Annotated in this window: 9 protein-coding genes and 1 pseudogene; 5 read left to right on the top strand and 5 right to left on the bottom strand. The window is 49.2% G+C overall.

Annotated elements, in window-relative coordinates; all coding sequences use genetic code 11:
* Positions 1 to 35: 35 nt before the first annotated feature.
* Positions 36 to 418: pseudogene (locus ABD028_RS00575) on the top strand (ISAs1 family transposase); the annotation flags it as partial.
* 34 nt (positions 419 to 452) lie between these two features.
* Here the strand turns inward: ABD028_RS00575 and ABD028_RS00570 are convergent.
* The 3 genes from ABD028_RS00570 to ABD028_RS00560 form a co-directional block, all read right to left on the bottom strand.
* A complete protein-coding gene (locus tag ABD028_RS00570; RefSeq protein WP_343840427.1) occupies positions 453 to 797 on the bottom strand; it encodes a hypothetical protein in 345 nt (114 codons plus the stop codon).
* A gap of 173 nt (positions 798 to 970) precedes the next feature.
* A complete protein-coding gene (locus tag ABD028_RS00565) occupies positions 971 to 1,309 on the bottom strand; it encodes a hypothetical protein (RefSeq protein WP_343840425.1) in 339 nt (112 codons plus the stop codon).
* Between the two features lie 32 nt (positions 1,310 to 1,341).
* A complete protein-coding gene (locus ABD028_RS00560; RefSeq protein ID WP_343840423.1) occupies positions 1,342 to 3,036 on the bottom strand; it encodes an Ig-like domain-containing protein in 1,695 nt (564 codons plus the stop codon).
* 159 nt (positions 3,037 to 3,195) lie between these two features.
* Between ABD028_RS00560 and ABD028_RS00555 the strand changes: the two genes are divergently transcribed.
* Positions 3,196 to 3,537, top strand: a complete 342-nt coding sequence (locus ABD028_RS00555; RefSeq protein ID WP_343840421.1) for a hypothetical protein — start codon at positions 3,196 to 3,198, stop codon at positions 3,535 to 3,537.
* A 438-nt stretch (positions 3,538 to 3,975) separates the two neighbouring features.
* Positions 3,976 to 5,871 (top strand): hypothetical protein, encoded by a 1,896-nt coding sequence (locus ABD028_RS00550; RefSeq protein WP_343840419.1) that lies wholly within the window; start codon positions 3,976 to 3,978, stop codon positions 5,869 to 5,871.
* Positions 5,872 to 6,062: 191 nt separating this feature from the next.
* Here ABD028_RS00550 and ABD028_RS00545 read toward each other — a convergent pair whose 3' ends face one another.
* Positions 6,063 to 7,265, bottom strand: a complete 1,203-nt coding sequence (locus ABD028_RS00545) for an anhydro-N-acetylmuramic acid kinase (protein WP_343840416.1) — start codon at positions 7,263 to 7,265, stop codon at positions 6,063 to 6,065.
* 229 nt (positions 7,266 to 7,494) lie between these two features.
* Here ABD028_RS00545 and ABD028_RS00540 point away from each other — a divergent pair, with 229 nt between their 5' ends.
* Both ABD028_RS00540 and ABD028_RS00535 read left to right on the top strand, forming a co-directional pair.
* Positions 7,495 to 10,218, top strand: coding sequence for a TonB-dependent receptor domain-containing protein (locus tag ABD028_RS00540; protein ID WP_343840413.1), 2,724 nt, complete (start codon positions 7,495 to 7,497; stop codon positions 10,216 to 10,218).
* 155 nt (positions 10,219 to 10,373) lie between these two features.
* Entirely contained in the window at positions 10,374 to 11,117 is a 744-nt protein-coding gene (locus tag ABD028_RS00535) for a GntR family transcriptional regulator (protein WP_343840410.1), read from the top strand.
* 3 nt (positions 11,118 to 11,120) lie between these two features.
* Here the strand turns inward: ABD028_RS00535 and ABD028_RS00530 are convergent, their stop codons facing one another.
* Positions 11,121 to 11,951, bottom strand: a complete 831-nt coding sequence (locus tag ABD028_RS00530; RefSeq protein ID WP_343840407.1) for an endonuclease/exonuclease/phosphatase family protein — start codon at positions 11,949 to 11,951, stop codon at positions 11,121 to 11,123.
* Positions 11,952 to 11,972 lie beyond the last annotated feature (21 nt).

The raw sequence follows: 11,972 nt of genomic DNA, 5'->3' as shown, positions 1-11,972 counted from the left end.
AAATACACCAGGTCAAAGAGGTTGATAGTGTCACCGACATGTTTCCTCAGTGGCCAGAATTACGCACCCTTGGTATGAGCATGACGTTCAGGCAGGTAAAAGGCAAAGAAGCAAAGCTGACCTATCGGTTCAAGCTCTGCTGAACTGAGCGAACAAGTGTTGGCAGAGGCTGTGCGGGTGCTCACTGGCGGATAGAGAACAGCTTGCATTGGGTGTCAGCATGAGAGAAGACTAATGCCAGATATACCAGAACCATGGAGCAGAAAACTGGGCGATGTTACGTCATCTGGCGTTAAATATGCTCCAGGCTGAACCATCGAAAGGCAGTATTGTATCTAAACAAAAGCGAGCCTGGATAAAAGCTGACTATCAGCAGGCAGTATTACAAGCAGGATTCAGAAAAATGTTCGAAAGTTGAGTAATTATGTGATTACCCTGACCCATATAGAACTTCAGTCTGAAAAGCTAATATGCCTGATTCGTCCCATGGGTGCCCAACTGGGGAAGTTTGCACAAGTATCTTCTTCGGCATCCAGGTAAATGCGCAGGTTCCTGCCAGCCACGGCCGCAGCCAGCGCCATAGAAACATTGTTTTTGCCAGCAATGCCGTCAGAAATAATGATCCAGCTTGAATTGGATTGCTGTTTTAGCTTACCAAAAATATAAACCGCATCGGATATATTACCATGGGTCACTAATGACCAACCCTGCTCTATATCACACCACTGCTCAGCCGATGCCGGAGCTTGAAATATGCTGCATCCTAAGGTGAATAATAAAGCTATAGTTTTTTGCATATTGCAGCTTCCTTTAGTGAATAGTTAGAGGTGAATTGAAAGAATAGAGTATTTTTCATTTTAAACTTCCCTATTAAGGTATTTCATGTCTCGCCGCGTTGAGTCCAAAAGCATTAGTCTTTGCGAAATATAAGCTAACCTAGAAAAAAGTTTTCCGAAAACTTTACTAAACGCTACTTCACCCAAATAGACCGTAATATTTCAACATCACCTGAACACTCATCATAACCTTGAATATTTACGGTTCTGTCAGCCATAAACGCTGCCATTATCAGGCCAGCATAGAATTTGCCATTTTCCGTTGATGTATCAACAATATAATCATGGTTTGGATTGTCACAATTCTGCACTTCGTTTTGAACCGTGCCAGTCGATCGGTTTATCTTAATGTACATCATGGCACCATAGTTTGGCCCGGCTAATATAGCCTCAATCTTTCCTTCAAAAATGGAAATAGCATTGGCGCTTGTCGACAATAATAACGCGGCAGAAAATAGTAGGGCCTTTTTCATATTCTAATTCCTTTATTTTGGCACAGCTCAAATTACTTCTTGCGTAAAACAGAACTGGCTAAAGGCTTAACCTTTAATATGACCTCTCTGGGAGTAAGACTGGTACCCTGACTGTTTTTGCACTGCCATTTGCTGACAATATCGCCGATGCTGTATGGGGTGTAGGTTTGGCTACCATGTAAAGGTGCGGTCCCATTTATAGCTGGACCAGTTACCGTACAAGAGCTGGCATTGGTGAAGTTCCACGACAATCTGACCGGGTGGCCCACAATTAATTCATTAGGCTCCCATTTTAATGTGCCCAATAAATTACTATCACCAGTATTTATCGCACGTACTACACGATTGGCTGATAGGTTGAAAGTGGAATTGTCCAAGGCTGTACATGTCCAATTTGTTTCTAGTATTCCAGGAGTGGGGTGTGTCCAGGGTCCTGAAGTCCCGGAGGCTAAACGTGGCTCTGACTTGCCGATACAGCCCTTTATATTCTCTATGTTCCAATGAAAAGTAGAGCCTTCTCCTACCGCTACGACGGCGGGTTTCCATTCAAATTGCTTAACCACGGGTAAATTAGCGTTGCTGCTTACAACATTGCGCGTTGCTTTTAGATTGAAAGTTGTATCATCTAAAGTAGTACATACCCAGTCGGTTGTATATTCCTCTGGGTTGCTGTAGGTGTGCGGACCTGACGTTCCACTTGCACCACGTGGCTTGCCGTTTCCGTAGCAGCCTTTTACATTTTCTATGTCCCAGTGAAATGTTGTTGGTTGCCCCACGGCGACAATGGCGGGTTCCCATCTAAACGTTTTTACCACAGGTTGTAAAAACGGTTCAGGTTCTGGTTCAGGGACTGAGCCACTGAGTGTAATGTGCACTAACCCCCGACCTGTTTGCCCAAAGCTATCAACTACTACATAGTCAAAGGTGTCTTCCTGGGGGCCAATTGCATAGTGGCTATTGTTATTTGGGTCAAAAAACTTCGTTCCTGGTATATAGGTAACCACACCATTGGTCTGAAGGTTAATCAAACCTCTGTATGTGCTGTTGTCATAATGTTTCCCATTTAACTCAGTAGGTCCGCTTAAATAGGGGTTGGCAATCAGTTTGACAAACTGTATGTGATCACTATCTGGGTCACTATCATTGCCAAGTAAATCTATATTTATTTTACATAGATGTAATCTTGCCGCATCCAGATTGCAGAATTGTTGATCCAGTATTATGGATGCTCTATCGGTGTTAGCCGTAGGAGCACGATTGCCTGGCGGGATATAACTAGGCCTGAATGTTACAAAGACATCAGTTGGTGATGAATAATGGTATTCAGATTCCGTGGAGCGAAATTTATATTTCAGGCGATACTTATAACTGAACTGGCCGACATATCCTGGTTGAATATCGTATTGAATTTGGGTGGCTGAAGAACGAATTAAGTCTACGCCAGGTATTGGTGCATAAGGCAATATATCTACAATGACCTCTGCCAGCCCGCTAATACCCTCGTCATTATTCAAAGTATTGGATTCGTGAGACAGTTGGTGCAGGCCACCCTGAGCACTAAAGTTGAATGTATGCATATCTGCTTTTGGCTCAGGCGGGGTATCCTGTGGAATAAACACCACAATGTCGCCGACCATAATAGGTACATAGTTTTTGGCGTATGCCAATGTTGTACACAAAATAATCAATGGTGCAGCAAGCAAAGCTAAGCGGGCAGGCAAACGCATACAACGTCCTTGTAGTGAAATCTATGTAGACACTCTTTATAGTCGCATTCTATCGGTACAATGCTGGGATGTCACTGTTGTTTACTGGTTGCTTGCATCCTTGGAACTGACTACTTTACTGCGTTTTTATGATTTTTATTTGAAGTTGAGTTTTTGTGAATGATGAAATTGAAATATTCTCTGATGCTTAGTTTTTTTCTTAGCTTTTCGGTGGTGGCTAATAGCGGCTGGTATGAAGGTAAGGTTGGCGACCTGGCCTCCGGTTATGATGGCAGTTCAGTTGCATTTCGATTGTTCGAACTAACCGCCGAGAATCCACAAATAGATTACAGTAAGTGCACCTGCAATCCATCCTGGAATATGCTGTGCTTAAACCCGGCCAGAGCCAATGTGAACCGTGAGTTTTCGATGCTGTTATCTGCTTATAGTGCCGGTACTAACGTGAAAGTGGCCCTGGATACCTCCTGTAATATAGTGGCGATAATATTGCCGGTTAAGTAGCCAATCTTTGCTACTTTCCGGCAGTGTTATCAATCCACAAAACTAACCTTACCCATAGTTACAGTAGGAATACCTTCACGGGCGCTGACGCCGGCCACACATTCATTGGCCAGCGGGGCAAACAATGCCGCCGCTTCCCTGCCATCCGGCGGCTCAGGTCAAGTGGCAATGCAGCGGTAGCCAAAGCCGCACCTTTAACTCATCACTGGCAAAGCTGAATAGGCACGTTGTGGGCGGGCCTTGTCAGCTTCAGTTGGTGCAGAAAGTTAGCAAGCTATTCTCAATGTCATATACCTGCTGTAGTATCAATCTGCCTGCAAATGTTGTTTGGGCAAATATGGACTGCAGTGAGCAATGGGCAAAGTCTCCCCAATGGGTTTCTTCATCCACGGCTTTGCTGCAACTTAATTTTCATGATGAAAAAAGTAGGGACCTGCCATGAAGAACTTCGGCGCTATGAAAGCACAAGTTATCTTACCCGCACTTCTGTTGTTATCTGGAAACGCTATAGGTATAGGTGTTAATCCAAAAGATGACCCTGCCAACGTCTACAAGTACTTAAAAGACGAAAGTGGGAATTGCGTTACCTATGTCAATGGATGCGGTGGAAACCATTCACTAACACAGTACGAAACGAGGGACGGCTTTTCTGGCTTTCCATATGGTCTACCGGCTACCTATTCAGCCAGTCAGACCGGCTTGGATTTGGATGGTACCTCCCCTAATGTTTCCAAGTATTCTGGCAATTTAGCCACCTATACTGCTAAGCATGCTCCTGTTGCCATCAGACATGGCGACTATACCTATTTTGTGTATTCCGGTAGTGCAACCTTATCCAGCGCGCCGACTACAGTTGCGTCTACGCATGGTTCGGGAAATGTCGGCGAAGTGACTACTACAGACAGGTTTAAATGGACCCTTGATGGCACCAAAAAGTCCAGTGCCCTGTCTATTTTTGTCAGCCGTGCCAAACATCAGACAAATGGCAACATTGTGGTAGAAAAGCCGGTTCTGATACATAGCAAATACACAGACGACCCACATGATAATGCGGTTATCGGTATTGATGGCAACGGATATTTATATGTATTAATTGCTGGGCGGTCGGCTAAAAGAGGCTCTTTTTTATATAAGAGTGTGAATTTGGCAAGCTCAACTAATGCGCTCGACTCCTTTATCGATATTTCTCCCGACAATGTTGACTACAGCGGCTGTCTTAATTTGCCTGCAGGTGTGCAAAATACCTCCACATACGGCTGCGATGGAAGTGGATCTTCTCCACAATACAGGGGCATTGCTTATCCAAAAATGTTTTGGATGAATGATCACTTTAGATTGGTGTATTCCGTCTATGGTAAGAGTGGTCGCAGAAACCTGTATACAGCTGAATTGCAAGTTAACGGAGCGAGTGCAGCAACTAAGGCCAGGATGAAGAACATCAGGGTGCTTTCTCACCATGCGCATTATGCTGTGGCAAATAAGGTTGGTAATAAAATTGTGGTGGCGTTCAATTACCACCCAGATGGCAGCATTGACAACAGAACGAATCTTTATGCCTTGTTGCTGGACGGTAGCGTTTGGAAAAGATGGGAAGTGGGTAACACTAACCCGGTACCTGCCAGTTTGCCGATTAGCTATACAACGTCTTCGCAGTCAAACCCTTGGTTAAGTAATCTGGCAGTCAAAGAGTACCCTTCGACGCCCGAACGAGGTGTTTATGTTAAGGACGTGACGATGGTGAATGGTAAGCCATTAATCCTGTATGTTGGGGTGCTGGCGAAAAACCTTGGCAATGATACTCATGTGCCACATAAAGATCATGACCATTATCTGGCCCAGGCATATTGGAATGGCTCGGCATGGCAGATGGCCAGAATTTCAGACTCTGTTGATCACAACTATTCATCCGGCTCTTTCTATGTTCGGTCTTCCAACGATATCCGCGTGATTTATCCGCATACGCCTGACACTAAGAACAACATTCTTGCCGGAGGGCAAATGGTGTCAGTTCAGATTGTGCCTGGCAGTCCAGGCTATACAAACTTGGTTGCATTAACACCTTCATCAAGTGCAGTACCCGGGGCACCGGGGTATCTGAACGGATTGTGTGAATACAATTATGCAAGACCGGTTTACAACCCACATCCTGATGGACAGTTTGTGGCACTGTTTTCCGGGGGGAATCCTGCACAGTATGAAGGAACGCCACAACTGGCCCATGCACCGTTGTTTGTTTCCGGCAGCCATGCTGAAGCCCTGGCTAAACGATTGCCTATGAGCGGAATGGGCAGCGGATGGAATGGGTTACAGACAAATCTAGGATGTACGCCTTAAATCGGTGACTACCGTTCGATCTATCTAGTGAAGTCGCCAGCCTGCAACCTGATGTGATGAGCCATCGGCAGGCTCGGCGTCGCCCGATAGGGGGCTTAACATAGTGTTAATCGCAGTATGGCTATGCCCCTCTGTCTGGCAGGGGGAACAGTATGTTCGCCCAATTTACCTCATTGTGCTCAGCAAGTTACTCAATCAGCAAAGCTAACCTTACCCATAGTGACAGTAGGAATGCCTTCACGGGCATTGCCAAACTGGGCCTTGCCGCCGGCCACACATTCGTTGGCTAACAGGGCAAACAGCACCGCTTCTTTGGCGTCCGGGTTGATGCCCAGCTCATTGGTGGAATGCACCTGAACCTGGGGCAACTGGCTGCGGATATTGTCCATTAACAGCGGGTTGTGTACGCCGCCACCACTGCCGTACAGGTGGTATTCCCCCAGTTGCCCGGCGCAGCGGTTCAGCGCATCCACTATCATATCGGCAGAAAAGCGATTCAGGGTGGCCATCACATCTTCATGGCTGAGGCTTTCGGTGTTGCTTTGCTGCTGGGCGCGGGCCAGATAGGCCAGGTTAAACAGCTCTGGTCCGGTGGTTTTGGGGAAGCCCTGGGCAAAGAAGGCATGGTCTTTCAGGGCGCTGAGCAATGTGGGGTGAATCACACCGGCGCGGGCAATGGCCGCATCGGCGTCATAGATTTGCGGCGCAAAATGTTTTTGCACATAGGCGTCCATCAAGGTGTTACCTGTGCCTACATCGGTACTGAATACGGCCTGGGCGTCCAGGCTGGCGGGCAGGAAGGTAAAATTGGCGATACCGCCCATATTCAGCATTACGCGATTCTGGGTAGCGCTGGCAAAGATCAGATAATCACCGTACACCGCCAGCGGTGCGCCTTCGCCACCCGCAGCAATATGTTTCTGACGAAAATCGCTTAAGGTAATAATGCCGGTTTTCACCGCCAGGTGGTCGCCGTCACCAATTTGCAGGGTGGCGTTAGGCATGGCGTTGATGCCGTGCAGTGAACGTGGGGCGTGGAAGATGGTCTGGCCATGGCTGGCCACCAGATCAACGTCCTCTGGCCGGATGTGCCACTTGGCCAGGCACTGCAGCACCATGTCACCATGCAGGGTACCAATCCAGGGATTGAGCAGGCAGACCTGCTGCAGGTCCACATCACGTCGGGAAAAGATATCCCGAATACGACTACGGTATATGTCGTCATACTCAACGGTGCAGAATTGCAGCAATTCCACCTGGCTTTGCAAACCATCACCGCTGATTTTGCACAAGGCGACATCCAATCCATCCAGGGATGTACCACTCATCAGGCCGATAATCAGTCGCTCAGATTTGGCTGAAATGTCGTGAAGTTTCTCGATATGCCTGTGCATTGACGCTCTCCTGCTGGAAATTGGTATTATCTGCCCGCCAGCACAGCATAACGCAGTTTGTAAGCAAAGGGTTAACCCTTTGTAAACCTTACTGTTGCTGCCTGGTGTTATTTTTGACCGAGATAAAAAGGGCGCTTTTTCCGACCACTCGGTTTGACTAATGGTATCTGATGTATCAGAATTTTTTAATACCAATTTAATACCATTGGCATAACGCAGAGGAAGTGAGATGAAAAAGAACAAGATAACCAGGTTGTTGGCCTGTAGTGCGACAACGGCCCTGATGGCGCAATTCGGTGTGGTGGGCAGTGCAATGGCCCAGGACAGTGCTGAAAAAGCCGCTGAAATTATTCAGATAACGGGTTCGCGTATCGCCCGCAGCGAACTGGCGGCCACCAGCCCGGTCACCACCATTGAAAAGACTCAGTTGCAACTGGATCGCGCCGTTAATGTGGAAGACATCACTGCCAAGTTGCCTCAGGCTGCCGCAGGGGCCAACAGCACCGGCGCCACTGTGGGGGATTCACTGGGCTCGTCTACCCTGGATTTGCGTGGATTAGGCCAGAACCGTACGCTGGTGCTGATCAACGGTACCCGTGCCACGCCGTTCAGCTTCCGCAACTCGGTGGATCTCAACAGCATTCCGGCCGGTTTGATTAAACGTGTTGATGTGCTGACCGGCGGTGCTGCAGCAATTTATGGTGCCGATGCGGTAGCCGGTGTGGTTAACTTTATTCTTGATGACCAATATGAAGGCCTGGAACTGTCCAGCAGCTATGAAATGCCTAAGGGCGGCGCTGAGCAGTTCAATATGGATGCCATATTCGGTGGCGATATTCACGACGGCCGCGGCCATGTTACCGGTTATATGGGGTATTCCGAGCGTCAGGAATTGCTGGCCGGTGAACGTGATTTCACCTCTGACACTAAAACCCTGGTGGCCGGTACAGGCGGTAATTTTACCGATGTGGCCAGTGGTAATTTCTTTGCCTTTGACGAAAGCGGCTCACTGGCGAACAGCCGCCAAACCCTGGATGTGACCTCACAACGCTATCTGATCCAGCCCATGAAGCGTTTAAGCGCCGGGGTATTCTTTGGCTATGATCTGGCCGACAGCGTAGAAGCATATGGTCGCGCCATGTTTACTCAGGTGCGGGTGACAGGTGCAGGCTCCACTGGTCAGACGCCGGTAGCGGTGAATGAACAGGTGCGTATCAGTGCCGATAATGCCTTTATTACCGATGAATTCCGTAACCTGCTGACCTTCGATGCCAATGGCGAAGCACTGGTTAACGTGGAGCGTAATCTGGGCCTGGGTTTGCAACATACCAAAACCACCCGCAATACCTTGCAGTTCCAACTGGGTCTGCGTGGTGACATTAATGACAATATTGCCTGGGATTTGTATGGTCAGTACGGTCGTACCGACGGTAAAGCCACGGTGTACAACAATGGTGTACGTCTGGATGCGGCCGGTAACAGCCGTTTCGCTGCGCTGGCCAACAGTGTCGATATTTTTGGCCCCGGCGCCGATTTCAGCAGCCTGAGCAATCCGGTATTGCATTCCGACCGTCAGCGTGAGCAAAGTATTGTCGCTCTGACCTTCTCCGGCGATACCCTTGGCCTGTTTGAAATGCCGGCTGGCCCGTTAAGCTACGCGGTGGGCTATGAATACCGTAAAGAGCATGGTATTCAAACCGCAGGCAGCGCGCTGCGTAGCGGCACCGCCTATGGCCTGGGTGGCATTTTCGATATGGATGCGGAGTTTGATTCCAAAGAATTCTATGCCGAACTACTGGTGCCCTTGCTGGTGGATCTGCCCTTTATTCAGGAACTGAACCTGGAAGGTGCTTATCGCACATCTGATTATTCCAATACCGATTCGGCCAATACCAATAAACTGGGGCTGAGCTGGACGATTAACGACGATCTGCGTTTGCGCGCAACCCGCCAGACCGCCATTCGTGCACCAAACCTGGGTGAATTTGCCGGACCTGAAACGGCGCTGTCACTGGCCTTGTTTGACGAAAACAGCGCACAGTTCGTACCACGCCTGGGTGGACGTTTCGACGGTGACCCATGCCTGGATGGCCGTGGTAATGCCGAGCAATGCGCTCGCTTTGGTGCACCGGCCCCGGGCACGGCGTTTGATTCTTCCAAAGCCATTTATACCTTTGGCGGCAACCCCGATATTCGCCCTGAAGAAGCCATTACCTACACGGTGGGCCTGGTGTATACCCCGGACTATATCGACGGTTTTGATCTGACCCTGGATTATTACGATATCGAGATTAATGATGCAGTTAGTCAGATTCAGCCCATTGCTGCACTGACCAACTGCTATATCGATAACCCGGTAGCCGACAACCCACTCTGTGGTGCGGTGCTGCGCGATCCTAACACCGGTCTTATCAGTCAGACCCTGGTTAACGATCTGAACCTGGCGACCCTGCAGCAGTCGGGTGTTGATATCGGCATGCGTTATCGTTTTGACTCAGTACTGGGCTTTGGTGAAACACTGCAACTGAGCTATCAGGGCAATGTGGTGACCAAACAGGAACGTCAGGACAATGCCACCGTGGCCGCCCGTGATTGTAAAGGCACCTTTGGCACCGCCTGTACCGGTGACTTTGCCAGCATCCTGCAAGCCGATTATCGCCATCGTGCTGCCGTTGACCTGTACCTTGATGATGTGAATGTGCAGCTTAGCTGGCGTCGGATTGGTGATGTAGTGAATGCGCTGGATGCCACCGACAGCATCTCGGCACAGAATTACATCGATCTGGCCGCGTCCTGGCAGGTATCAGATGCACTGCAACTGACCTTCGGCGTCGACAACCTGTTCGACAAAGAGCCACCTAAGCCGGAATCTGCCGCCAACCTGTTTGGCACAGTTAGCGATTACGACGTGATTGGCCGTTCCTTCGGTCTGTCGGTCCGTTATCGTCAGTAGTCTGACCTAAAGGGCAGTGACAGTCGTCACTGCCTTTTTCGTCTGTACGGTAGACTGATAAGAGAAATCCGATATTCTGTTATAAACTCACGCCTGAAATGTGAATTGCTTCGGGCCCGCCCTAATGCTCAATTATCCTGACAAGGTCCGCAGTGATGCATACTTTTCCTAAACAACTACCACCTAATCTGGACGATGCCACGCCCCTGTATCGTCAGTTGGCTGCACATATCCGCCAATTGATTGTCGACGGCGTGGTGAAATCCGGTCAGGCGCTGCCTGCCGAGCGTGAGTTGATGGAAATTTCCGGTACGTCTCGTGTCACGGTGCGTAAAGCCCTTGAGCAGTTGATTGACGAAGGGTTGCTGGTGCGCCGTCAGGGCGCTGGTACTTTTATTGCGCCAAGTCGCGAGCAGTCCGGTCAGCGATTAACCGGTTTTAGTGCTGACGCGAAAAGCCGGGGCGAATCGCCAAGCTCAGTATGGCTGGTAAAAAGCCTGGCCAATGCTACCGAAGACGAAGCCAAGCACTTAGGCTTAAACGAGGGCGAACCCGTGATGCGCTTCAGTCGTTTGCGTTTGTCTGACGGTGAGCCTCTGGCCATAGAGCACGCAGTTATTCCCGGCAATACCCTGCCATCGCCAGATGTGGTGCTGGATTCTTTGTATCAGGCGCTACGCGAGTATGGCAAACACCCCAGTAAGGGCACACAGAAACTGCGCGCCTCCCTGGCATCACCCATCGAAGCCGGGCTGCTTACCATCAAAGACGGTAGCGAGGTGTTGCGTATTGAGCGCCAGACTTATCTGAACGACGGCTCCGTGGTGGAATACACCCGTTCCGTTTATCGCGGGGATAAATACGTGTTTGTGTCTGAGTTGCAGGATGTTGGGGGCTAGTCTCTATTTTATATCTAGCGATACCGAGATGGGGAAATGGTCGGATATATACACCCCGTCTTTGACTATAAAGTGCGTCTGATATTTTGCGGCAGTTATGCGCTTATCAGCAAATATATAATCAATACGCACGGCCTTTTCCGTTTTGCCAAAGCCATTGTAGGTCGGCTCTGCTGCCTGGCCTGAGGCAGTATCAAAAAGCGGCTTACTGTTACTTAGCTGCCGATAAGCCGCATCATCTGGCTGGGCGTTAAAATCACCGGTGGCGATAACAGGTAGATCATCACAGCGCAGCGGGATTTGTGCCAATAACAGTTTGGCTGCCTGCTGGCGGGCCTCATCACTGACATGACTGAAGTGAGTATTGAAAAAGCAAAAATCCCGTTGGCTATGTTTATCGGTAAAAATGGCCCAACTGGTGATTCTGGGTAAATGCGCGCCCCAGCCGATAGAGCCGGGTTGATTAGGGGTTTCTGATAACCAGAAATATCCATTCTTTATTAGTTGCAGGCGACTTTTGCGATACAAGATAGGAACAAACTCACCGGCCTGCTTGCCATCGTCACGACCTGCGCCCAATTGGCCGTATTCCGGCAGTTGCGCCCCCAGCCCTTGCCACTGATGGGCCAATACCTCCTGCATACCTATTACATCAGCGCTTAAATTCCGGATATGTTCAATCACCAGTGCCTGGCGATTAGGCCAGGCATGAATGCCGTCGGCGGGATTGTCATAACGCAGGTTAAAGCTTTCTACTAATAATGGCTTGGCCTGAGCCAGGCTGCAATAAGCCGTGCTCAATACCAATATCAGAATACTGATGCGTTTAAACATGTCCAGGCTCCCTGTGGGTCG

The sequence above is a fragment of the Bowmanella denitrificans genome, from assembly GCF_039522935.1.
GTDB lineage: Bacteria > Pseudomonadota > Gammaproteobacteria > Enterobacterales > Alteromonadaceae > Bowmanella > Bowmanella denitrificans.
The sequence above is the reverse complement of the archived record's forward strand: the minus strand, read 5'-3'. Positions and strand labels throughout refer to the sequence as shown.

What these genes read in the sequence shown, in the direction of transcription:
- ABD028_RS00530 (WP_343840407.1), bottom strand. Translation starts at nt 11,951, where the DNA reads ATGTTTAAACGCATCAGTATTCTGATATTGGTATTGAGCACGGCTTAT.
- ABD028_RS00570 (WP_343840427.1), bottom strand. Translation starts at nt 797, where the DNA reads ATGCAAAAAACTATAGCTTTATTATTCACCTTAGGATGCAGCATATTT.
- ABD028_RS00565 (WP_343840425.1), bottom strand. Translation starts at nt 1,309, where the DNA reads ATGAAAAAGGCCCTACTATTTTCTGCCGCGTTATTATTGTCGACAAGC.
- ABD028_RS00535 (WP_343840410.1), top strand. Translation starts at nt 10,374, where the DNA reads ATGCATACTTTTCCTAAACAACTACCACCTAATCTGGACGATGCCACG.
- ABD028_RS00560 (WP_343840423.1), bottom strand. Translation starts at nt 3,036, where the DNA reads ATGCGTTTGCCTGCCCGCTTAGCTTTGCTTGCTGCACCATTGATTATT.
- ABD028_RS00540 (WP_343840413.1), top strand. Translation starts at nt 7,495, where the DNA reads ATGAAAAAGAACAAGATAACCAGGTTGTTGGCCTGTAGTGCGACAACG.
- ABD028_RS00550 (WP_343840419.1), top strand. Translation starts at nt 3,976, where the DNA reads ATGAAGAACTTCGGCGCTATGAAAGCACAAGTTATCTTACCCGCACTT.
- ABD028_RS00545 (WP_343840416.1), bottom strand. Translation starts at nt 7,265, where the DNA reads ATGCACAGGCATATCGAGAAACTTCACGACATTTCAGCCAAATCTGAG.
- ABD028_RS00555 (WP_343840421.1), top strand. Translation starts at nt 3,196, where the DNA reads ATGATGAAATTGAAATATTCTCTGATGCTTAGTTTTTTTCTTAGCTTT.